Here is a 22,224-nt window from a genome sequence, read left to right as displayed (position 1 = left end):
ATAATTCCATTTTTCAGCATTACCTTAACCTGGTCCTTTCCCGTTGCTTTTTCAAATACTTCTTTCTGTCCGAGTCCTCATTGTTGGCCGCCGATACTCTATCATATTCTACCTGCAGGCTGTTGTACCGGTTTATTAACTGGTTCCATTCCGGACCGATGTCTATGCCCTTGGCTATCCGGGCTTCTACTGCAGCGATATCGCTCTCGATCTCTTCCTGTGTCCGGCGCTTTGGATTATAGACACAGGACTTCTCTTGTCTGGGCGTTACCTTGGTAAATGTTACAGGCGTCGGTTGGTTGGATTTTAGTGTATTTGTACTCATTCCGCAATTTTGCGGTGTGGTGTTTGTATTGCCTGCCAGGTATTTAGGCTTTTCATATTTCATATTTTCCTCCTTCCATCATTTTCATACACATTTCCTCGAATTCGATCATCTGTACGCAGTCAGCACACATATCCTCCCCGATCACGATCTCGAAGGAGGTCTCCCCGCAGCATTTGCATTTGCCGTGTGTCAGGTCGAATGGTCCGTAGGTAGTTATTTTTTCCATATTCTTTGGTTTATTTAAATTTGATAATAATACCTTTTACCTTTTTTTTATTTCTTCCAAAAACTCAAACGTTGTAATCTCCTGAGTACCTAATCTTTTTAGAAGGTTAGCTCCATCTTTTTTGCCGGCTTGATATGTTTTTTTTGAATATTCTTCTATACATGTCAATAGGGCGTCTAATGCCAGGGCAATATCTTCGCGGATAACAAAGGGATGCTGCGTTGAGCCTCCATAGCCATTAACCCTTCTCATTATGGCAAATGAGGCATTCCAGTATTTTCCATGCTCTACTTTAACCATTGGATTACTATTAACGATTTCCGGACCAGGTGTATCAAGAAGTTCAAATAAGAATCTTAATGCACTGATTAAATTTGCATAATCGGGATCAAGGCTAAGATATACGAATTCGCTGTTTTTGACTGAGAATTCAGCATAGGTGTCTTTTTGTTCTTTTGTCCGGCGTTTTATTTCAGCATACTTCCTAAGGTCGTTTTCACAATCGAAACAAATGGATTCCCTATAATGTCTCCGGCACTCCTTTGTTGATCTTCCACATCCAGGGCAAGGTACATCTCCAGTATATAATTTTTTGCCTTTCATACCTTTTCATATTCACACCGCAAATCTGCGGTTTGGTTATTTATCATTCCTGGTCTTCCTTTATCGGTCTTATCGACACTAGTGTATAATCACCCGAGCTGTTCCGGATATACAGGGACTCCCTGTCGTTCCATTCGCATATTCCCATGTAGCTGATATAGATACTGCCATGGTATTCTATTTCCTTCAGATGGGAACGTAGTGCCAGATCCACTTCTTCCAGGCTGTCGCCTCCGGCGATCATAGACATGGCCCTGTCCGTCAATCGTTGTACAAACTTTGGTATGTTTTTGCGGTTATATGTAATAGTATATTTACCGATTTCAATACGGTTTTTATCCCTCTCGGCCATAGCCTTTTCCCGGTCGGCCTTCATTCTGGCTTTTACTTCTTCCGGAAGAGCATCCTGAGCTTCCGGGTCGAACGTGATGCATTTAATTTTTTCCATTATTTCTTTAAATTTTTACATTCGTTATATACTTCCAATAGTTGTTCTTCAGTAAGTTTCCTGAGCTTATCTTTATCCCAGTTCCATTCATCGACAAACCCGCCGGTCCATGTTCCGCACTTTCGGGCTAAAGGAGGTATAACATAGCCAAGATCAACTCCATTAACAAGGCATATCAAATCCTCTTTATCCAATTCCATTTTAATCATACCCTGTACTCATTTTTTCGTATACACTTCGGCGCCGCGAAATATCCGGCGTAACAATCCCATTCGTCATCCAGCTGCTTTTCGAAATAGTCAGACGCGATCTCCTGGTATGTCCGATGGCTTTCGATTACACGTACAGCTGCAGAAACTCTTTTCAGCAGGGTATATTCCTCCGAACCGTCATCGACAGGCTCATTATTTTCAACCTTTTTCCCATCCATTATCTTATATTCGAAGCTGCCGTATGACAGTTTTATTTCCCCGTGCCAATGATTAACTTCCAGTTTTAAAACAGGATTGAATTTAAAGTAAGTGGATAACATCAATGTTTCACGGTAAGCTGGCTCCGGTGATAAGGTTCTGAGAGCCGCAGAAATATACCGGTAGGCCGTTTTCACATCTTCGGCAAAGTCAGTATATGATATATGGATAGCGTTTATCGCGATATCGAACAGATTGGTTCTATCAGTTATCCGCATTATGCAAATACTATCCATATTCTTTTGCTTATAACCGATGGAGATAAGTATACCGAATTCTGCAGAAATATGCATGACCGTTTCAACGCAATAATAATATTTCTTCACCCCTGTAATCTTCCGGGTATAGAACGGGAAGTAGTGATTAAAGGATAAATCAGGCTTTTTCATGGCTGTAAATTTTCGTAAAACGTTGTTATTTTCTGTTGCCGGATATCCATTTCCTTTAGGTAGATTGCCGGCGTTCTGTTCATGTACACATCCCGTTTCTGTCTTAATAGTTCGCCACTACCGAGAACCATATTTGCTGTATAATATAAGCCTTCGGGATCAATCATTGCATCGGCAATAATTTCGAGCTCCATATGTGATTTTGTATACATCGAATGCAAAGCCAGCATAGCTTCCCGGCATTCCTCCGGAGATACGGCTTCGCCGGCTTTAGCGGCGTCAATTACCTGCTGCAGTGTTCTTTTTGGCATCTCTGACTAGTTGTTCGATTACAGACAATGGGTTCGATTCCTTATATTTATTTATCATATGCTCGACCAGACCATTCATCATAATATCCATAGCTTTTGGGTATGAATCCAGAAAACGAGTAATACATTTGGAAATACAGTGAGGGCAACCCATAGCTGAAGTAATGCCGTTGCTTGAATCAAGTTCTGCTAATAATAAAATGGGCAGCTTTTTATCAAAAGCCTTTTTAAAAACTTCATTTATGAGTCTGAAGTATTCTATTACCTCAGGATCGGTAATGTCACTTGGAATATTAATTCCTGTAAATTCTTTTTCTTCCATGATTTTTAAATTGATTTATTCTTTATAAAGTTTAGTTACTATAATTTCCTCTAGGGGAATCCATGCGCTACATTCATCACAGAGCACTTCTCCATCGATAGGAGTCGATTTGTTCATTTTAGATTTGCAATTCGGACATACATGTACAATCCTGGGTTTCAGGAATACTTTCCAACGGCAGCCGAATATATTTATACAAAAGATAAAGGAATCATCGATGCTGTTGTGAAAGCCGATATGGAGCAGACTCCAGGTATTGCCGATCATGCAAATTTTACCCATGTAATCCCAACCGAATTTCAGGATGGAAATACTGAAACCGTTGAATGTATTCAGGTTCAGACTGAACGGGCAAAACGATACGCCCCGGAAAGATTTAAGGCGGTTAATGATCTTTTTCATGTTTAGGTTCTGCAATTTTTAAATATTCACAACAATATGCTCCCGAATATCCGTCCAGCCATACGACCAAATCGCCGCACATCATTTGCGGTCCTGCTGTAACTTCGAAAACTTTATCCTTAAGGTTCTCTATTTCCGCTTCTGCACCTGTCATAATAACTTTGATCCCGGGAACCATAGATAACTGCCGTTTTTCTTCTTTGGCTGCCTGGCGGGAATATATTAGCCGGCTGGAGGTTACTCCCATTTTGACAAATAATACTTTTATCGGTACATTCCAGGAACCTGATGCCATTTTAGTTAATTCTTCCGCCGATACGGAATTAGCTTTATGGGTTACCTTCATCTGGATTGCATCATCCCATTTTTTTTGTGCTTCTTTTAGTGTCATTGTTTTTCCTTTTTTATCATTCCGCAATTCTGCGGTGTGGGTTATCTAATGCTTTTTTTACTTTTTTCAGCATATTCTGCCGCCAGGATTTCTGGCCTTTGTCGATCTCCTTCTGCAGCTGCTGCGCTTCCTTCTCTTTGCGGAGAAGGTCTTTATAGAGGGAATTGCGTGAGAGTTTCTTCCGGAGTGTTTTTATCCTAGCTTCCGTTTCGGCCAGTTGTCGTTGGAGCGGATCGTCCGGCTTCCTGTTCGCAGCGAAGGCGCCCTTCAGAAAGTCTCGCTCGAGTTTCGGATCCAGCCAGCCCAGGAACTTGATAAAGATATCCAGGTGCATCCATGTGCCGGGAGCGGTACCTCCGGAGATCACACGCACGATGTTGCCTTTGTCCGTAAATTCCAGTTCCGGATCCAGTTCATATTCGATGCTGACACCGAGCACAAAGTCTTTCACCTTCTGGCCACGGAGATAACCGTATACATCCTTGCCATACTCTTTGGCCAGTGATGATGCATTGAATAGTCCGTCGTCATTGGTACGGAAGATATTCTCTTTTGTTCCGGGTATAGATACCAAGGCGATTTCATTTTCCGTTTGTTTCATTTTTTTCTTTGTTTTTGTCACACCGCAGATTTGCGGTTTGGTTAACATATTCCAGCATTTTTGAGAATACTTATTTCAGTACCGATTTCGAAAACGGCTATTGCCCCATCTTCGAATTCTACTATAGCTTGTGGTATCACATCACCTAAAACAGCTCCATCAGTCGAGCTTCTTTCATACCCTCCGCTAAATCCGGTATTTAACAGAGTAATAATGAATTCTTCGTCTTGCTTATACCATTTGTTATTAATCTTAAATGACACGAGAGCTTTTATTAGTTTCTTTTTCATATTCTTATTATTGTTTTTTTCATTCCGCAATTCTGCGGTATGGTTACCAATAGTTCTTAATATTTAGTTTAGTCATCGTTCTCAGGCCATATTTTAGCCTTAATTTTTCAAGACGGATAGTAGCGTTCCGTTTATCCCGCACTTTGGCAGCAACATCCGGATTTGTTTTCATTGCCGGGATATGACCTTTTTTGAACCTGAATTTCTCCCCTCCCGGTACGCTCCAGCCTTTCAGCCCTTTTGTCGATTGGGGCGGATGTGCTTTGCGGGCCATTTCGGTTATTTCCGCTCTTCTCGATTCTAAGAAGAACTCCTCTTTTTCCAGATTAAGTTCCCGGGCCTTTCTTATCAGCGTCCGCATGGATACCTCTAATTTTGCCGCCAGATCCCTGTTGAATGAAGATGGAAATTCACGCCTTAATATTTCGAGCATTTCCGCTGTCCATATAACTTTTATTCCTTTCATATTTGTTCCTTTTTGTCACACCGCAAATTTGCGGAGTGGTTATTAATAGCCGTATATATCCGCGATAACAATGTCACAATCAATACCAGTAGCTGGATGATTACAATCAGCAAAGCAACCTCCTTTGAGCACCATCCGAGTGCTGCAGCTATGCCGGCAAACATGGCCAAGGCAAAGAATAGTTGTACCTCATGTGTTCTCATAGGCCTTCCTCGCCATTGTTCAGATTTTTACTTTTCAGGTGTATGTCGATCAGGTAATCGTTAGCCTCGTCTTCAGTATTAATCTCCATGACTTTCATGCTCTGTTTGTCGATAAGGTCCACGGCATCCTTGATCGTGTTCCAGGCATTCGGGGAATCAGCCATGGCAATAGCGACGGCCTCTGTTATCACAGGTGGTTCTCCCAGATATGTGAATACTACCCTTTTCCCATCAGATGCTATGGCCATAATGTGTACATTGCTGTCTTTAGCTGACTTAGTCATTTTCCGGATAAATTCTTCAAATTCCATAATTCTCTTATTTTTGTCACTCCGTAAATTTGCGGTTCGGTTATAACCCGTAGTCGTCATCATCGTCATAGTCGTAAGGGTATTCAAATTGAGCCTGCCAGTTCTCGTCCTCGTATTGCTTCAGCATGGCGATCTCTTCCACCGTGCGATCCTGTTCATCTTTGGACTGGATGTATTTACATTGGTCCTCAAAGTTTCTCATCCTGTACTCCCCGTGTGAACGCTGCGAGGCCATCTCCTTGGCTTTTTTGTATTGACCGACTGCCTTATCTGCCAGGCGCTGGCATTTCTTCCGGGCGTCGTCAATCTCCTCCATGGTGAGACCGCTTTCGTTCTCCAGGGACATCGATGCCTCGAAGTGCGAGTAGTCGTAACTTAGCATCACTTTTACGGATGCCGTTTTGATAATTGTTTTCATATTGTATTGATATTAAAAATATTATGTATAAATGTGACAGTTCGCATATGGGTATACTTTCTACTATTCGCTCCCAGTACGGGAACGGATACGTATTGATAATATATTACTAAATATGACCTGACTGGCTAGGTGTTTTCTCTTATATAAGAAATAATCCACATACCAGGTGCAATAACATCATTGCCATTATTCCGGAGTTCTTCCAGTGCATCCCATACCGGATTTCCGATTTTTCCGTAACCGGATAATGCTGCTATCTGGTTTATTGCAGCCGGAGGACATCTCAATTCTTTCAGCCGGTTTTTTAGTTCATTCCAGTTGCGCTCTGCACCGTCATCAGGTGGGCGATCCGCTGGGATATCAGGTACCTCCGGTGGAGGCGACGGGGCCGGTTCGGCAGCCGTCGGTGGAGCTTGGTTTATATACCACTGTATCCATGGTCCCGGCCTTTCGATTGCGCCTCTCGTGCCTTTCTTCCTGCTTATTTCGTGGAACGCTTTCCAAACGGGGTGTCCCACACGTCCGTAATCCGATAGCTGTACAATCTTCTGATAATCGCTAAGTGGAACGCCCAGTTCATTTAGGTTTCGTTTCAGGTCATTCCAGTTCCGGCTTACTCCGTCATCCGGTGGATGATCCCCATCAGGATCGTATGCGCCGGATTGAGATCTGGAAGGAGGAGGGGAGGAGCCAGTTCGGGATGTCCTGGCTCCGGCTCTGTTGCTCTGCCTTCCCCTTCCGGTAGGCTGTGGCGCGGTACCCGACTGATTACCAGTTCTAAAAGTGGTCTCATTGGATGGGACATTTTCTTCCGGCAGTGGCTGCAGACTATAAGTAACATCCTTTTTCCCCTGTTGCGATCTGAAATCGACCAGTCCTCTTTCTTTCAGTCCGTCCCGCGCTCTTTTTAAGGAACTGTACGACATTCCCAACTCACCCTGGATAAAGGCATTGGTCCTGTTTACCTGTCTTTTCCAACCGCTCTTATTAAATACCTTTAGTAGATAAAAATACAGGCGTTGTTCTCCAGGTTTGAATATCTGTATTTCGTTTTGGTCCCAGAAGTCATTAATGAGGTTTATATAACTCATAGGTTTATTTAAATTTTGCCAGTTCTGCTTCTGCCATCTTCACGGCTGCGATTTCACGACGGCTGTAGAAGATGGGTGAATTTTTTGCCGTACCACGCCTGATTTTGGTGATATTGCCTTTTTTGATATGGTATTTCAGCCAGCGCTCACTACCTGCGATACGCACAGCTTCTTCGAATTTTACTTCATCGAAAGCTGGGTATAGCTGCTTCATTACGCCGAGTACCGATACGTCGCTGGCCTCTATTATCGCCTTCTTCAATGTGAATATATCCATAGGTTATATATCTTCAATGTACAGTTTCACTTCTATTATACTGAGAGGCCTTTTTACGCCATCATGCTCGAAGAGATACCCGTTAATAATTTCGTACAGGTATGTTATTTCGATGCTTTCGCAGTTGGCGGTATATCTGTACCGCTTTCCTTTTACCAAATCAGACGGTTTCATGGATTCTATTTTTCAGTATATAATATCTGACCTCCGTTTTCTAATGCGGCTTTTCGGATACGCAGAGCCTTATCTTCCGAAAGCCGGCCCTCCAGATTTCCCCTGAGCGCCCGTCGTATAGTCGGCGCGCTTACTCCAAATAGCTTCTGCAGCTTGCCGCTAACCCCATGTTCTACTTTTATTATATCCATATTTTGAAAAAAAATATATACTTTTATAGAGTTTCAATTTGAAACCTATGCAAATATATAGATAATTTTCTCAAACATCAAAACGTTTGTAGATAAAAATCCGCAATAATTATACTTATGATTGAACGTATTGAGCAATTTGTTGAATATTTGGGTATTAGTGTGAGAGCGTTTGAGCAAAAAATAGGTGCAAGTAATGGGCTTATACGAAAGGCTATAACAAATAAAAGTGATATCCAGAGTAAATGGATCAGCATTATTGTAGATAGATTTCCTCAAATAAACACTGAGTGGCTCCTTATCGGTAAGGGGCCAATGCTAAAAATTGACTCCGAAAACACGGTTAACATTAGCGAAGAAAAGCTAATATCAAATTTAATTAAGGAAGGGAAGGTAATGTATTGCTCTGAGCACGATAGGCAGATAAAATATAAAGACGCTGTTATAGCTGAATTGAATCAAGAAATAGGTAAACTAAAAACTCTGCTTGAACAAAACGGCATTAAGCAAACTGGAACACTCGGCTGAAGATATGGGTAAATCCTGACAGGACAAAATGAGCCTGTCAGCAAGACTTGTGAGTGTATTATCATGCAGTAATTAATTGATAATTTAACAAATATAGGAGCAAAATTTTAACATTCTATTTTTTTAGGAGTTTTATTTTTTTGGTAGATAAATAAACATCGTTCATAAAAAATGAAGTTAATTGATTGAATAGAAAAGTATGATATGTTAACATGAACAGTCAGGAAGCATACATCATTCTATTGTCATATCTACCAATAATATCGCCATCTGCTTAAACTCTGATGAAATTGAAACTTATACTCACGCGCCTGATCCAAGAGCATTACAATATATTGTGGTAAAATCAAAGCAATTATAAAAGAGTAGATAAGAACCTATTTTTATTCTATTATTTCTGTTAATTTTGCGAAATGATAAAAATTGTTTAGCTGATTTAACGATATGACACAAACAACAAATTATAATCCTACATTTGATTTTTTAAAAGGGATAGCAATATTGTTTGTTTTATTATTGCACGCCATACCAAAAGATATACTCTATCAAGTTGGTTTTCTTTATCACATTGGGCAAGCAGTGCCCATATTCATTTTGATACAAGGATTTCATTCCATGAGAAAATTTGATAAATTTCAATGGAAGTCTTATTATTTCGAATCCACAAAGCGTCTATTAATGAGGATTATCTTGCCGTTTGTGTTTATACAAATAATATCTATTTTGTTACTCGCTTTCATAAATGATTTAGATATAATATCAATAATTAAAGGAGGAGGTTACGGCCCGGGTTCTTATTATCCATATATTTATATTCAAGCTTGGTTGATATTACCTCTTATTTGCTCGGTTATACAAAAATATACACCTCTAAAGGTCCTTGCAATAGGTATTTTTATAAGCCTCTTGTTTGAGATTATTTGTATAGTTTCTAGCATTCCAATATATTTCTATCGTCTTTCAGTTATTAGATATGTTTTTCTGCTGTTCTTAGGCTGTTACTTTTTTAAGTACAAAATGCGCCCTATATTCTATATACTATCCGTTATTAGCATCATATTTATCTATTTTGATAGTGTGAATTTCCTAAGTTGTTTTAGAATATTCTATAATGGTTGGAACGGATATCATTGGATAATGTATTTTTATACCATTTCTTTCGTTTCTGTTTTGATATTTATATATAATAAGCTCAAAAACGGTTTTACTTTGCCCATTTGTTATATAGGGAAATGTTCTTATGAAGTATTTTTAATGCAGATGTTTTGTTTTGGGTTTAGAGAACATATTTCAAAATTTGTAATAACCATTTTCCCTTTCTTGTCAAATTCATTTTTATTGCCTATTATCATGGGGCTATTTATAATTATTTTATCAATAACATTAGGTTTTTCACTTAAATATTATATAAAAATTCTAGATTCTAAATTTCTTAATTCACTATAACTTCTCTTTTAATCTGCTCAACTCGACCAAAGGCAGATCAATAGAAAAAATATACGACTTACTTCTTGCAGCATCAGTGTATTTATGGGAGAATATTCGCAGATATTCACCGATGATTATAAAGTCTTGATGATAAGAGGGTGAACTATTCATATCATGTTCTAATACAAGTATATTAATCACTTCTAAATCATCATTTATTACTAAAATACCCAAGCAATTTCTATCAGGAAGAAATAACCTACCCATCAGGTAAATAGAATCATCCCATATAAACAATTGCGGGTTATGCACCATATATCCGCTCATTTGCTTGGTAGTCCATGTAATACCGTAATCATCCGAATAGGTGATATAGTTGTATTCATTATTGGTGGGGTTATTAGCGAAAGAACCAAATCTACTAACCATTATTAATCGCTCTCCTTTAAATACAATAGAGCATTCCCCGGCATTCGGCACATTAATAGACGAAACATACTGCCATGTTACACCGTAATCAATTGATTTAACAAGGAATGAACGACTATTAGCTATAGTTGCATTTTGCTGGTTATCATACCCGCACATATATAACACACCTTTGTGTTCTAATATTTTTGAACTGACATTGGGTTGTGATTGGGTTACTCCGGCAACTGGAGGTATTACAAGAAAAGCATTCGCTGTCATGCCGGACAGACCTCCTGAATTAAAGATGTCATCAAATTTACCCTTTACAGGTCTAGCTCTTTCAAAATACCCGCTAACCTGTGATCTATCTAAAAATACTTCTGCTGCATATACTGTATCCTGATTTGCTCCCTGCCTAACTCGATAACCTCCTGTAATGTTTACACCGTCAGGAATCACAACTTCGTCTGAAAATGTCTGGCCGAAATCACTGCTCGTTCTCATAACTCTTTGACCCGACCATGAGTTAACGTTATGGTCTGCCCGTGAAAAGTGCATTAGTAATAATTTTGCGCCTTTTGATACAACGTAAGGAAATGACCTATCGATATTACCCTGCGTCAACACCCTGCGTGTAAACCTATCCGACCAGTCCAACGCCTCTTTCTTTAGCGTTCCGATTGTATATTGATAGATTTTACTTTTAAATCTGTCCGAATTGATTAGTGTGTCAAGATTCTCTTTTAGTTCGGTCACGCTTATTTCTGAAGCTGCTTTAGCCAATACTTCACCTTCTGTCATATAGGTAACTGTCATATTAGACCCCTCAGACGGAATCATTACAGCGTTTCCAGACTTTGCAACAGTAATACGAAAATAAGCAGTGGAAGCGGTGGGTGTGATAGTTGCTTGTGCCTCGGAGATACGACCATCTATATTAGTAAACTTAATGTATCCTGCTGTACCCTGACTACTGAACTCCATAAAGTTACACGAATACCCAGTATTTGCTTTAATTGTTATTGCTCTGAGGGTTGGTATTACGGTATATGGTGTTCTTATCCGGGTATTAGTATCTTGCTCTTCCGAATTCGCGGTATTTATACCTCCTAATTCCCACACTGTATCAACTGTTACTTCTTCCGGTTTACCATCTCCTGTAGTTGCTAAATACGGTATTATACCATCTATTTTTTCGTCGAGCTGAACATTCGTCTTACTCGTCGTCTCTGCTAATTCTGTTACACTTTGCTCTGATGCAGCTTTGACATATGCACTGGTCTTTACTTTTACAGTTATATTACCGTTTTGCGTTACGGTGATCGTACTATTATCTGTATGCCTTAATACGACCCTCATGTATTTTGTATTTGCATCGAGTTCTATTTCTCCGCTTTCTGCAAGGGTAGTTGTTTTTATATAACCAGATACATCGAGTGTTCTATACTCTATTAAAAAACAAGCATATCCGGCATTCAATATTATTTCAATAATACCTTTTATAACAACGTACGAGGTTCTTATTCTAGTTGTGGAATCCGATTCTATACCTGCCGATACTGTCCCCATAACCCATGTACCTAGATTTACAGGTTCACTTTCACCACCCGATTCACTTGTCGGAAGAAAGGTTTTTATACTGTCAATTTCCTCTGTAAACAATTTTAAGTCAGGAGCCTTTGTCCTATCCTGTCCTTTTTCTGAAGAAAGAATCTTGCCGTCGGGAGAACGTACAACCTTATTTCCATCAGCATCTGTTTCTTCGGCTTTTTCTTCAAGGATTTCTTCTATTATCTCAAGATTATCCCGCATTATCTGACAACCAGCTTCACCTAGGGTAGCTGGATTCCCATCAGGATCTTTAGTAGAATAGATTGGTTGTAGTCCAATCTTACTTGTAAATTTCTTTGCCATATTATTATTTTATTTTATTCTGCATAGAACATATAGTCATCATCATAGATAAAGCCTTCGCCATTTATTTCCGGTTTACCCTGAGCCGTGATATTTTCAAATACGGATTTAGTATAATCCAATATTATATCCGGCGATTCGAATGTTTCTTCCGTGACAAAGCGGATTTTTAAAGAAATGGATTCAGGGGATACATTCCGCTTTGTATATTCGTATTTCTCGGTAGTGACGTGACATCTGTTGCTTTTTTGGTTATAAATCGCTTCCGGATCTATGTAATAGATTTCATCACTTTTGAGAAGGTCTTTGATAAACGCCAGTTCGTCTTTCGATTTATAACCGGTCTGCACGGTTACGCCTTCTTTTGTGGTCAGCCTGTCACGTAATTCTTCATAGTAACCGTCGCGATGGGGACTAAGCCAGGTGTTTTCTTCCGAAAACTGCGAGGTCCTGACAGCAGCGCCGGTTACCTCGATCTGCTCATAAGCGCCCAGTGAATTTTTGAACCGGAGTATCAAATGTTCTTCAGCTATCTGAGCCGGTGTGATGGTAACGTTAAAGAAGGATTTGCCATCGATAAGTACCGAAATGAAAGATGGCAGTTCGTTATAAAGACTGACAAACATATTCCTTAATGTCTCAAAATCCATCGTGCAGGCATTCCCTTTAACCAATGCGGGATAAGTGATAATCCGTCCGTTGGATGTAACAAAGGATATGGGAGTACCTGGATGGATGAATACAAAAGGATACAGTTCTCTTTCCCGGAGCCTTATCTGATTCGAATTTGTACGTGTAGAAAACAGGAATTGTCTCCGGTCGGGGCTATCGAGTCTGTAACGGAACATATCCCAGCCCCAGGATTCGAGCATGGAATAATTTTTATTATTTATACCGCCTCTGTAGGCATAGCCCTCAAAGGTGATTCCGGAATAGCCTTCTACTGTTACGGTGTATTGTATCCTGAAGTCGTGAGCCAAAGTGATTAACGATCCTTCTGTAATGGATACTTTCTTAAAGTAGGTATCCAGGATATCGGAGATATCGAATGTACCTTCCGATAAAGGTGTATAAACGGGTGTATAGGGAGTGATTGTCAATACTATTTCCGGCTCGGTGTCAACCTTTAACTTCAGGTTGATATCATCGGTCGTATTAGCCTGGACTTTTACAAGGATCGGATTTCCGGTGAAGCAATGCTTATTGGGATATGTAACATCAGTTATCATTGGCCTGCTTTTGGTTTGACTTTAAGAATAGCGGTACGATCTACCTGCATAAAGAAATAATCGCAATACGTCTCCAGAAAAACAGTTCTTTCGGCAGAATTGACGCTCAGGAAATCCTGAAACCCGGATTGTGATGCTGATTCATTTCCTGGCAATGACTTATAAATTTCGAAGAGCATATCCATGCCGGATATGTCTTCGGCGCTTACGATATCTTTCATAATCTCGACTTTAGTTGTTTATTGGCAGCCTCGCGCGCTCCTTTCGATGCTTTACGGAGTTTGTCCATAAATACGCTATCAGCTCCAATGAACTGTTTCTCAAAACGATTTGTATAAATTGTTTCTTTTTCGCGCTTCGGCTCAACATATACCTGATCCTGGCCAATTATAATCAGATAAACTTCTTTCTTCGTTGCACAGCCAAATAGTAGCGCAGAGAATAAGATTGCAAATACCTTTTTCATTCTTTCTTCTTTTTGGGTAAGTAATAAATGACCATCAGGCAGATGGCCACTATGATTACGGCTATGACCGCTATCCATTCGGCGCCCTGGATGGGCCGTGAATCGGTGAAGGCTTTAAGCTGCTCTGTATCTAGCTTCTTCAGGTTGATCTTGCGGGTGATGTCGGCCTTCTGTTTGCTTACGGAAACAGCAGATGATCCTGTATCATGAACAGCCAGCTCAGTTCGCTCAACCTCCCGCCCTTGTTCCTGTATTTTTCGTATTGTTCCGTCAGGTCGATACCAGGTTGTTCGAATATATTGTTTTTCGGAGGTGACATTCGACGTACTGTCGCGGGTGCTGGTGGCGGTCGCTGTGCTGTCTTTTGAATGTGTGGATGCGCTGCTTTGCGCCTCAGAGACTGACTCAGAAACTTTGTGCAGGTCCTTATTGCTCCGGCACGCAGTAAGAGCAAATAAAAGGCAAACAAGTATAAAAGCATAGAATTTCATTTTGTCATTTTTTCAATTACATAATTGTTGCAATCTTCGATTGAATCTACGATCCAGTCTTCTACCTGTTTGCAGAACCGGGGGCTTTCCAATAGGGCTACATCTTCTTTGTTGTCCTGGAAGCCACACTCAATGAGTAAGGCCGAGTAGTCGCCCATCAGGACGGTGAAGTCATTTTCAAAGTCACGATCCAAATATGCGGGTGAATAGATTCGCCGGTTAATATTTGGCATCCATTCTGTCATTCGCTGAATAAAGAAGTCAGCAAATATATCTGAAGTAGTACGGCCTTTGGACGTCCATACACTGGCGCCACGGGCTTGCCTCCATTCGGGAGTAACGCCTGATGCGTCGTTGTGCAGTGAAACAAGCAACGGTATAAGGTCGGGATGCCTTTTAGAATAAGCATTTGCGACATTCTTTCTTTTGGTAAGGCCTAGTTCTGTTTCAAGTTCACTTGTCCAGACAACAGTATAGCCATGCGCCTGTAGTAAGTGTTCTATTACTTTCAGGCGTTCGCGGGACCATTTATATTCGCGATGGCGTCCATCGGGGGAACGTTTACCGGGTGTTTCTTCTCCGTGTGCCGGATCAAGGATTATCAGTAGTCTTTTTTTCATTGGAATTGTTTTTAAAATATTCACTTAGATATTTGATTTTCTCTACAAACTTTACTGAAGCAATCCAATACAGGACGGAGATCACCTGATTTTTAGGTTGTATATTTTTCCAGTTACGCAGAATATTAGTTCCGTAGAAGTAAATGACTACCCATGTAATCCAGGAAGTAAAATCAAGGACGGACTGATCGTCAAGGTGCATTTTTTTACCAATGCCGAAAGTCAAGAATAATAGGAGCATAAACCCGACAACATACCAGATGGACTGGAAGGCTTTTTTGAAACTGAATTCGCCACCATCAGCGATATCAGAAATAAGCCCATACAGGAAGTTTAGTATAAAAAGAATAAATACAACGATCAGGAAATCGTGAATCGGGCTGAAAAAGTTTGTAATCAGGGTGATAAGGAACACCCAAAAACCTTTAAGCAAAGAAGATATTGCTTCCAGTAACTTGTCAATGAAGAGAACTATTCGATGCATAACTTTTGATTTTTATTCAAAAGTCAGGCATTATGATGGGAAGGTAAAGGACAAAAAAAGCCGTCCAATCCTATGACTAAACGGCTTTAAAAAAAATATTCTTTCTTATTCTTTTGTGGTAGAAAAAGAAAAGCAAGAATTTCTCGCTTTTTATTTACCAATTATCTTCAGATTGTTTCATGGCTATATTCAAGGATTCGATCATAGATTTAATTTGTTTGTCCAACAAGGAATAACGACCTATTGTTTCTTTGTATTTTCCTTCTAACTCATTATCTAATTCCTCCTTATATTTTTCATATTTTTCCTGCTGTTTTGCATTACGTTCATTATTAGGCGGATATTTCTTATCTAATAATTCTTTATATTTTGTATCAAAAGCTACATTTCCCCATTTGCTGAAATCCTCATTAAAATGTGTCTTAGTACCCATTACAATAACATCAAAGTCATAAATAAAATCAGTAATGGTGTATTTATATCGCCCTTCTCGACAATCAATTCTTATCGTAAACCAGTATTTTGCATTAACTATATTTTTGTTATGTCCTACACCTTCAAAATAACCTTTTCCTATTATGATATGGTTATCTTTATCATCATTTTGGATCACATCTTTTGATGATTTGAAGGCCTCGACTAACCATATTTTAGCATTTTTATATAGATCCAAGACGCTTTTTCCTTCAACTTGTATTACCTCTGAATATACAACTTTTCCATTTACAATAGGAAAAACATCTGTAAAAGGGCTACTTTGAGAAAAAATTAAAGAAGGGAAGACACTCAATATAAATATCAATATCTTTTTCATACCACATTTTAGTTAAAAATATCCTGCAAGATACAATATTTTTTAACATTACCCATCCAAATACAGCCGTATTGTCCGAAATAATGCACTAATCACCTTTATCTTATTATCTTTCTCAATCTCAAACTCCAGTTTTTCAGGTATCAACGGCTGTCCTTTATATATATAGATATTATCAAACCTGAAAGTAAGTATATCTCTGATATCGAATTTCAAAGGGATCTCTACCTGAAGGAATGAATGCCGGATAACATCGGCATAGAGTTTCCAAAACTTATTGTATAAGCCATTTTCCCCGCCGAAAATAAGGTTAAATCCACCCTCGAACGGTTCGCCCTGGTCATCATACATCATTATATTACCGTAGATTACCGGTCTCGGCCGTCCTGCAGGAGAAGTCTGGCCTCTGTAGAATGCTGTCATTATGGGGCATGAGACGGTATCTTCTTTTTCGTCCGCGACTGTCTGGTTTCCGTTTTCGTCCGTATGTAGTTTTTTTACAAAGGTATTTAAGTGGCGGCGATTGCCGATGAATAGCATCCGGTGGTATTCGCCCGGTATATTAACGCCTACAAGTGTACCGGTATAATGAACAAATGCAGAGATGGAAGCTATATAATCCCGTTTGCTGGCTTTATCTTCATAGTCTGTGTCCGTTTTTTCTTCGTAGCTATCGAACAGGTATTTGGAATGATAACGCCAGCCCCGGACAGTATTGCCGGAGTCATTTACATAAGGGTAACGTTCGTAAATATCACCTAAAGACTGTATCAGATAATAACCGGCCGGATAATCAGGACGCCCCTGGTAAATGGTATCTTTAGCATATTGGAGTTGACCGTAGTTTTTTTCAAACTTTTCCTGCGTGTCGAAATTCACATCAGTATATTCGACAGACCGGTTCCCGGTCAGCTTTAGTAATTTGGGTTCGGCAAGGTTAGGTGTTTCTTTGCCTGTAGCCTTGCTATCGAGCGGAATGAATTTCTTATTTTTTATAAGATCATTCCAGAACTTTACTTCAACGTATTTGTGATCGGGTGAAATAAAGAACTCGCAACCATAGTCTGTACGGACGGAATCGAGATAATCTTTGATTGTACCTGAAGGGACCAGCTGGGCATAGTTCAATTCACCTCTGACTATAGCATCGGCGGTATTGTTGACAAGGACCATTTTCTGAAATTCAGGATCAGTATCGAAAATAGATTCTTCCAAACGGTAACCGAAATATTCGAAAATACGATGCAAAACATATGACTGCTTCAGGAACGGAGTGATGCCGTAGCCTTTTGGAACATCCACAAGGCTACCACCTTCATTATACTGCCGGGCGTTACGTCCGGCCAACATGTAGTATTCTTCTCCATTCAAATCAATATCGGTTAAATTGTCATTTCGGTTTTGACCCGACATCTGTTCGTTAAGTACCTGGTAAAAGGTATATTCTTTGTCTCCGAATCCGGTATGAACAGTTTCCGTATAGTAATCTGTCGCTACAGGGAACAGATGAAAGTCTTCTTTAATATTATCGACCATCACCAGCTCCATATATTTTATCACCATATCGAGAGGCTCGGCGAATGTGCCGGCTACATGGAAGTCACTGGCCGGGCGAATGATATTGAATGCTTGCGAAAGGTCTACATCTTTCATCTTTGCGTACATTTCCGACTCATTCAGGTAGAAGGCTCCGATTGTACCTTTATTATGTGATGTTGTCCTGAGCAGTGCCGGCTTCTGGTAAGAACCTGCTCCGATCATAGCATTGAATACCTGCTTGATTTTGTAGGCATGGTCTAGCCTGTCGGGAAAACCCAGCTTACGGCGGTTCGACTCCGGCAGCACTACCGGCAGTGACATCGATCCCTGTTCTGTCAGCATGGGATTATTCAAAGTCAGGCTTAATTTAAAGTCCGGTTTGAAATCAAGTGTTTCTCCGTTTTTGAGTTTTATATCCATCGTTTATACTTTTTTGCCGAAATTTTCAAAATCATCTACAAGTTCCTGAGCCTTGGCCAGGTCATAAATATTTATAGTTGCCGGTATGCCGCCATTGGCTTTCCAAAAAGCAATTAGTGTATTGAGTTCCTTGATGGTCAGGTTTAATTCCGAGAAGTTCGGAGATTGATACGATTCTCCGGATGTATCCTCGTGATACCCGCCATCGGCAAATCCTTCAGGCAATGGATTCTTGTTACCTCCCGATGATGGGATTGATTCTATTTCACGTACCATCCGCACAACCCGGGGTATTCTGAGTTTTTCCTGAGGGATGATATATTCTCCGGCATGGTATGGTTCCCCATCGGGAAAGTAACCTTTCACGTCGTACTTATCTCCCGGGCCTGTATAACCTTCATGGTATCCGCCATCGGCATAGCCGGAGACAACCCTTCTGCTGGTAGTGGTAGTTTCTGATGATGAAGAGCCGGAGGAACTACCTTTCTTCTTGCTTATCATACCTTTCAGAGCGGTCTTGGCAGCAACCAATGCACCGGTGATTATTGCTCCAATGGCAGCAATACGAATGGCCGATGTGGCACCAAATGACATCACACTGTCCGGGGATGCAGCTGCAATAGCAGCAGCCTTAGCCTGTTCTGCAATAGCTACGGCAGTAGCCTCCATTATTTTTGTTTCTACTATTTTACCAAGTGTATCGAAGAGTATGTCAACCACTGCACCGCCGAATGCTTCGAGTGCAGATGTCTGGCCGGCAAAGAAATTACCGAATGCAGTACCAAGTGTATTAGCATATTGATTGTATACTGATACCCGCTTATCGTTTTCTTTTTTTATTGTAGCTGTCATCTGGGCCTCGACTCTGCCTATCTGAGCTATTTGCTTACTTGTTTCAAGACCGGCATTCTTCCGGGCCTGTATTTCTTCATTGATCATTTGAAGCCGTTGCATATGTACAGCCATTTCAGCATCAAAAGACTCCCCACCTCGCAGCGTTTGAGCTTGTGCCATCAGGTCATTCAGCTCCAGCTGCATTTCATCTTTCCGGGCTTTGAAACTATTTTCAAATTCTTCCTCTGACTGGGCCTTTTCTTTGTTCTTAGCCTGCTGCCGGATATTGAAAAGATTATCCTGATGTTGCTTTTCCAGTATCTCAAGTGCGTCGATCTTTTTCTGCAGGAGGTTCTTTTCTTCTTCAGTTTCCGCAGACATCTGCAGCATCTGCAGTTCCTGGCGTGATTTGCCGAATATGCCAAGGTCACGAAGCCGGTTGGCATACTCTTGCCTCTCTTTTTCTTCCGGGTTGGCATTCAGAATAATTTGTTCCAGTTTGGCCTGGTAATTAATTTGCTGTTCCAGTCGTTTGTTCTGTATTGCGGCAATCTTATTCAGGATATCTTCTCGGACTTCGGTCTTGGTAACTTTGTCCAGATGCCGTTTGAGAGATTCTTCCTGAAGAATATAATATGCCTGTTCCTGGGAGAATTTCTTCCGGTTGAAGTCAGATTCTGATTTAATTCCGCCATCTAGATATTTTTTGCGGATATCGGCCATCTTTGTCTGATGGCTTGTCTCCAGTGTCTCCAGCATAGAATTCAATGCTTTCTTTTGACGTTGTAGTTCCGGATCTCCTTTTGGCTTCTTAGTTTCTTTGTCCGGATTCGTACCGAACCGTTGATCATATATCTGTTTAGCTATTTGCATATATTCGTTCGCAGCATTCTTCTCATCCTTGATCCAGGCATCCAGCTCCTTTTTATTCATTGCAGTAAACTTACTCCGGGCTGCAATGAGATTTTTTTGCTGATTAATCTGGTCCTCTATCGATTTTCCGGTTAGTTCATTTACTGTTTCTTCGGCACCTTTTACCATTTGTCCATATTCGAGAATCTCTTTTTCGAACTGTGCCATTTGTTCGGGGGTATACATGTGTTTTATAGTATAGCTATCACCACCGGTCGATCTATTGGTAATTGTTTCTTCCCAGAAGCCTTTGTTATATTTAGCCTTCACCTTCTCTAACTTTTCGGTATAGCCCTCAATATCTTCTCCAGCCTGCTTGATCGCATCCCGGTTCATATATTTAAGTTTGGCCTTTTCTGCGTCTATAAAATCATATACTTTCTGAGTGTTGATGGATAGAATATTTCCATATTTATCCCATTCAGTAACCACTCCGGGGATTGTCTGGGATAATGTATTCATAATCCGGTTTAGTTCGGCAGATTCATCTTTGGTTAAGGTAGATTTTGATTTTAGTTCATCATAGCGTTTGGCCAAAGTGACAGAATTTGCTTCCAGGTCGGCCACCTTTTCTACCTGGTCCTTGTACTGTTCGGAGAGAGAACGTGTATCTCCTATAAGCCCGGATATCTTATCGGCAATATTTCCGGATACTTTATCCCAGAGTTCACTAAGCCATTTTGCCTTTTGTCCGATCTTGAGCTGGGCATCTTCCCATTTCGCTGCAGCTATGGCAGCTTTGTCGGCTCCGGTCAGAGCAATAGTACCTTGTTTTTCCAGTTCTTCGTTTACGATCTTCAGAACGCCTTGAGTAAAATCTCCGGACTTCTTTACTTCAGCCTGTACTTTGGTTGCAGATATACCAAGGTTATCGAGTACCAGCGTCGATTTCCGACCGATACCGTCTACGATGGAATTTGACATATAATCCATATCCTTACCTAACTTTTGAGCCTGTATCCTGGCATACTTCATCAGATTAGCCATGTCTTCGATCGGGATTCCCATCTCCTTGGCCCGTATCGTTTTTTTCATTATATCGAGGCTGCTGATGGTTCCGTCCGTAGCTTCTTTTACTTCTTTCAGTATCCTTTTGCTATCACTTAATTCTTTGAAGAAAGCAATTGTACCCTCCGAGCTTTTGGCCATATCCATTCCTACCTTCACCCATTCTAACCCTGTAGATATCAATTCTCCTACTTTATCTATAGCCTTGGTCATCAGATTACCGGTCAGGACCATGAGGCCTCCTTTGAATACAGAGAACATGGATTTTGATCCGGAGTCGAGTTCGCTCATCCGGCTTTTAACAGCTTTGAGTTCTTTATCCAGGGCGTTGTATTGTTCGGGATGTGTGGCTTCGGCTGTTTTATCTAATTGGGTTTGTAGTTCTTTGGCCCGTTTTTTCAATTGATCCATAGTCATGTCTTCGATACGAAGAGTTTTGACCATTTCTTCTACAGTCTTTCTGTTTTGTTCAATGGCTTTGGTGTTCTCGACCATCTTTCGTTTATAGTCAGTCATATCGGACGATACAGACTCGAGAGTGGCCTCTAACTCTTTAAATTCGTCAGAATCTTCTTTGCCGGCTTTTGTCAGGCGCTCCAGCTCTTTCCGGGTTTCCTTCATCTGTTTTGCGGCGGCAGCGTATTCAGCCTGTAGGCGTTTATTATCGGCTTCCAACTCTTTACTGAGGGAAGATAAAGTCGTTATTTCGGATTGAACACCTTTGGCATCCAGTTCCAGTATCCACTTTATATGATCATCTTTTAATTTAGCCATATCTATTTTTTATTAAATCGTTGGAATGCAGCACGAAGAGCGGCGCCAATAGTGTCGCTGATGAATTGTCCGAATTTATTTTTGATATCAGGGAGTGCGTTATTATATAGAATACCCCACACCTGCCGGTTGAATATTCTCCAGTTTCCTTTGTGCTTCATGTCCAGGAACCGGATATAAAGAGGGTAATTTGCTGCCAGGACAAATCGTTCATCTTCCGATTTCATGTAGAACTCCGGGTTCGAGAGGGCGTTCTCCAATGTTCCGGACTGTTTTTGTATTCCTACCTTTCGCCGGGTTGCTTTTAGGTCTTTTCCGGCCAGATAGATGCGCTGGGATACAATGAGCTGCTGTGCCCGGTATATATTTCTGGCATCTCTTTCCAGTACGGCCCGGATAAATTCGGCCTGAGACATCGTATTACTTTGAATATACAT

General features: G+C 40.6%; 33 protein-coding genes. 2 read left to right on the top strand and 31 right to left on the bottom strand.

Annotated elements, in window-relative coordinates; translation table 11 throughout:
- Nucleotides 1–19 precede the first annotated feature (19 nt).
- The 20 genes from HMPREF9455_RS15440 to HMPREF9455_RS15355 form a co-directional block, all read right to left on the bottom strand.
- Nucleotides 20–388 (bottom strand): hypothetical protein, encoded by a 369-nt coding sequence (locus HMPREF9455_RS15440; protein WP_006800666.1) that lies wholly within the window; start codon nt 386–388, stop codon nt 20–22.
- Entirely contained in the window at nt 378–554 is a 177-nt protein-coding gene (locus HMPREF9455_RS21435) for a hypothetical protein (RefSeq protein ID WP_006800665.1), read from the bottom strand. Before HMPREF9455_RS21435 ends, HMPREF9455_RS15440 begins: the two co-directional genes overlap by 11 nt.
- Nucleotides 555–590: 36 nt before the next feature.
- Complete coding sequence (locus HMPREF9455_RS15435; protein WP_006800664.1) at nt 591–1,157, bottom strand: hypothetical protein; 567 nt, start codon at nt 1,155–1,157, stop codon at nt 591–593.
- 43 nt (nt 1,158–1,200) lie between these two features.
- On the bottom strand, nt 1,201–1,605 hold the full coding sequence (locus HMPREF9455_RS15430; protein WP_006800663.1) for a hypothetical protein: 405 nt from the start codon (nt 1,603–1,605) through the stop codon (nt 1,201–1,203).
- Entirely contained in the window at nt 1,605–1,814 is a 210-nt protein-coding gene (locus tag HMPREF9455_RS15425; RefSeq protein WP_006800662.1) for a hypothetical protein, read from the bottom strand. Before HMPREF9455_RS15425 ends, HMPREF9455_RS15430 begins: the two co-directional genes overlap by 1 nt.
- Nucleotides 1,811–2,464, bottom strand: a complete 654-nt coding sequence (locus HMPREF9455_RS15420; RefSeq protein WP_006800661.1) for a hypothetical protein — start codon at nt 2,462–2,464, stop codon at nt 1,811–1,813. The genes HMPREF9455_RS15425 and HMPREF9455_RS15420 overlap by 4 nt, the downstream gene beginning before the upstream one ends.
- Nucleotides 2,461–2,775 (bottom strand): hypothetical protein, encoded by a 315-nt coding sequence (locus HMPREF9455_RS15415; protein ID WP_006800660.1) that lies wholly within the window; start codon nt 2,773–2,775, stop codon nt 2,461–2,463. Before HMPREF9455_RS15415 ends, HMPREF9455_RS15420 begins: the two co-directional genes overlap by 4 nt.
- Complete coding sequence (locus HMPREF9455_RS15410; RefSeq protein WP_006800659.1) at nt 2,744–3,097, bottom strand: hypothetical protein; 354 nt, start codon at nt 3,095–3,097, stop codon at nt 2,744–2,746. The genes HMPREF9455_RS15415 and HMPREF9455_RS15410 overlap by 32 nt, the downstream gene beginning before the upstream one ends.
- Nucleotides 3,098–3,112: 15 nt before the next feature.
- The gene (locus HMPREF9455_RS21430) at nt 3,113–3,499 is read right to left on the bottom strand and encodes a hypothetical protein (RefSeq protein WP_006800658.1); all 387 of its coding nucleotides are present in this window, start codon (nt 3,497–3,499) and stop codon (nt 3,113–3,115) included.
- The gene (locus HMPREF9455_RS15400; RefSeq protein WP_006800657.1) at nt 3,483–3,890 is read right to left on the bottom strand and encodes a hypothetical protein; all 408 of its coding nucleotides are present in this window, start codon (nt 3,888–3,890) and stop codon (nt 3,483–3,485) included. Before HMPREF9455_RS15400 ends, HMPREF9455_RS21430 begins: the two co-directional genes overlap by 17 nt.
- Nucleotides 3,891–3,906: 16 nt before the next feature.
- Nucleotides 3,907–4,539, bottom strand: a complete 633-nt coding sequence (locus HMPREF9455_RS15395; RefSeq protein WP_006800656.1) for a KilA-N domain-containing protein — start codon at nt 4,537–4,539, stop codon at nt 3,907–3,909.
- On the bottom strand, nt 4,533–4,781 hold the full coding sequence (locus tag HMPREF9455_RS15390; protein WP_006800655.1) for a hypothetical protein: 249 nt from the start codon (nt 4,779–4,781) through the stop codon (nt 4,533–4,535). The genes HMPREF9455_RS15395 and HMPREF9455_RS15390 overlap by 7 nt, the downstream gene beginning before the upstream one ends.
- A 43-nt stretch (nt 4,782–4,824) precedes the next feature.
- Entirely contained in the window at nt 4,825–5,247 is a 423-nt protein-coding gene (locus HMPREF9455_RS15385; protein WP_006800654.1) for a hypothetical protein, read from the bottom strand.
- A complete protein-coding gene (locus HMPREF9455_RS15380; protein ID WP_006800653.1) occupies nt 5,244–5,450 on the bottom strand; it encodes a hypothetical protein in 207 nt (68 codons plus the stop codon). Before HMPREF9455_RS15380 ends, HMPREF9455_RS15385 begins: the two co-directional genes overlap by 4 nt.
- The gene (locus tag HMPREF9455_RS15375) at nt 5,447–5,761 is read right to left on the bottom strand and encodes a hypothetical protein (RefSeq protein WP_006800652.1); all 315 of its coding nucleotides are present in this window, start codon (nt 5,759–5,761) and stop codon (nt 5,447–5,449) included. Before HMPREF9455_RS15375 ends, HMPREF9455_RS15380 begins: the two co-directional genes overlap by 4 nt.
- Nucleotides 5,762–5,801: 40 nt before the next feature.
- Nucleotides 5,802–6,179: a hypothetical protein gene (locus tag HMPREF9455_RS15370; RefSeq protein WP_006800651.1), complete on the bottom strand. Its 378-nt coding sequence runs from the start codon at nt 6,177–6,179 to the stop codon at nt 5,802–5,804.
- A 128-nt stretch (nt 6,180–6,307) separates the two neighbouring features.
- Nucleotides 6,308–7,273, bottom strand: coding sequence for a cyclic nucleotide-binding domain-containing protein (locus tag HMPREF9455_RS20810; protein WP_006800650.1), 966 nt, complete (start codon nt 7,271–7,273; stop codon nt 6,308–6,310).
- Nucleotides 7,274–7,277: 4 nt separating this feature from the next.
- On the bottom strand, nt 7,278–7,550 hold the full coding sequence (locus HMPREF9455_RS15360) for a hypothetical protein (RefSeq protein WP_006800649.1): 273 nt from the start codon (nt 7,548–7,550) through the stop codon (nt 7,278–7,280).
- Nucleotides 7,551–7,553: 3 nt separating this feature from the next.
- On the bottom strand, nt 7,554–7,724 hold the full coding sequence (locus tag HMPREF9455_RS21425; RefSeq protein WP_006800648.1) for a hypothetical protein: 171 nt from the start codon (nt 7,722–7,724) through the stop codon (nt 7,554–7,556).
- Nucleotides 7,725–7,729: 5 nt separating this feature from the next.
- On the bottom strand, nt 7,730–7,915 hold the full coding sequence (locus tag HMPREF9455_RS15355; RefSeq protein ID WP_006800647.1) for a helix-turn-helix domain-containing protein: 186 nt from the start codon (nt 7,913–7,915) through the stop codon (nt 7,730–7,732).
- A gap of 117 nt (nt 7,916–8,032) precedes the next feature.
- Here HMPREF9455_RS15355 and HMPREF9455_RS20805 point away from each other — a divergent pair, with 117 nt between their 5' ends.
- Together HMPREF9455_RS20805 and HMPREF9455_RS21965 are read left to right on the top strand one after the other, a co-directional pair.
- A complete protein-coding gene (locus HMPREF9455_RS20805) occupies nt 8,033–8,443 on the top strand; it encodes a hypothetical protein (protein WP_006800646.1) in 411 nt (136 codons plus the stop codon).
- A gap of 444 nt (nt 8,444–8,887) precedes the next feature.
- On the top strand, nt 8,888–9,889 hold the full coding sequence (locus HMPREF9455_RS21965; protein ID WP_006800645.1) for an acyltransferase family protein: 1,002 nt from the start codon (nt 8,888–8,890) through the stop codon (nt 9,887–9,889).
- Here HMPREF9455_RS21965 and HMPREF9455_RS15340 read toward each other — a convergent pair.
- From HMPREF9455_RS15340 to HMPREF9455_RS15290, 11 genes are all read right to left on the bottom strand, one after another.
- A complete protein-coding gene (locus tag HMPREF9455_RS15340) occupies nt 9,884–12,196 on the bottom strand; it encodes a sialidase family protein (RefSeq protein ID WP_006800644.1) in 2,313 nt (770 codons plus the stop codon). The two genes, HMPREF9455_RS21965 and HMPREF9455_RS15340, sit on opposite strands and share 6 nt — an antisense overlap.
- Nucleotides 12,197–12,210: 14 nt before the next feature.
- A complete protein-coding gene (locus HMPREF9455_RS15335) occupies nt 12,211–13,425 on the bottom strand; it encodes a hypothetical protein (protein WP_006800643.1) in 1,215 nt (404 codons plus the stop codon).
- The gene (locus HMPREF9455_RS15330; RefSeq protein WP_006800642.1) at nt 13,422–13,646 is read right to left on the bottom strand and encodes a hypothetical protein; all 225 of its coding nucleotides are present in this window, start codon (nt 13,644–13,646) and stop codon (nt 13,422–13,424) included. Before HMPREF9455_RS15330 ends, HMPREF9455_RS15335 begins: the two co-directional genes overlap by 4 nt.
- A complete protein-coding gene (locus tag HMPREF9455_RS15325; protein WP_006800641.1) occupies nt 13,643–13,891 on the bottom strand; it encodes a hypothetical protein in 249 nt (82 codons plus the stop codon). The genes HMPREF9455_RS15330 and HMPREF9455_RS15325 overlap by 4 nt, the downstream gene beginning before the upstream one ends.
- Nucleotides 13,888–14,382: a hypothetical protein gene (locus HMPREF9455_RS15320; protein ID WP_006800640.1), complete on the bottom strand. Its 495-nt coding sequence runs from the start codon at nt 14,380–14,382 to the stop codon at nt 13,888–13,890. Before HMPREF9455_RS15320 ends, HMPREF9455_RS15325 begins: the two co-directional genes overlap by 4 nt.
- The gene (locus HMPREF9455_RS15315) at nt 14,379–15,002 is read right to left on the bottom strand and encodes an N-acetylmuramoyl-L-alanine amidase (RefSeq protein WP_006800639.1); all 624 of its coding nucleotides are present in this window, start codon (nt 15,000–15,002) and stop codon (nt 14,379–14,381) included. Before HMPREF9455_RS15315 ends, HMPREF9455_RS15320 begins: the two co-directional genes overlap by 4 nt.
- A complete protein-coding gene (locus HMPREF9455_RS15310; protein WP_006800638.1) occupies nt 14,974–15,486 on the bottom strand; it encodes a phage holin family protein in 513 nt (170 codons plus the stop codon). Before HMPREF9455_RS15310 ends, HMPREF9455_RS15315 begins: the two co-directional genes overlap by 29 nt.
- Before the next feature lie 154 nt (nt 15,487–15,640).
- Nucleotides 15,641–16,300, bottom strand: a complete 660-nt coding sequence (locus tag HMPREF9455_RS15305) for a DUF4468 domain-containing protein (protein WP_006800637.1) — start codon at nt 16,298–16,300, stop codon at nt 15,641–15,643.
- A 48-nt stretch (nt 16,301–16,348) separates the two neighbouring features.
- Entirely contained in the window at nt 16,349–18,259 is a 1,911-nt protein-coding gene (locus tag HMPREF9455_RS15300) for a hypothetical protein (RefSeq protein ID WP_006800636.1), read from the bottom strand.
- Nucleotides 18,260–18,262: 3 nt separating this feature from the next.
- The gene (locus HMPREF9455_RS15295) at nt 18,263–21,787 is read right to left on the bottom strand and encodes a hypothetical protein (protein ID WP_006800635.1); all 3,525 of its coding nucleotides are present in this window, start codon (nt 21,785–21,787) and stop codon (nt 18,263–18,265) included.
- Between the two features lie 2 nt (nt 21,788–21,789).
- On the bottom strand, nt 21,790–22,224 hold the full coding sequence (locus tag HMPREF9455_RS15290; protein ID WP_052303102.1) for a hypothetical protein: 435 nt from the start codon (nt 22,222–22,224) through the stop codon (nt 21,790–21,792).

It is taken from the genome of Dysgonomonas gadei ATCC BAA-286 (assembly GCF_000213555.1).
GTDB lineage: Bacteria > Bacteroidota > Bacteroidia > Bacteroidales > Dysgonomonadaceae > Dysgonomonas > Dysgonomonas gadei.
This window is presented reverse-complemented; position numbering and strand designations above follow the sequence as displayed.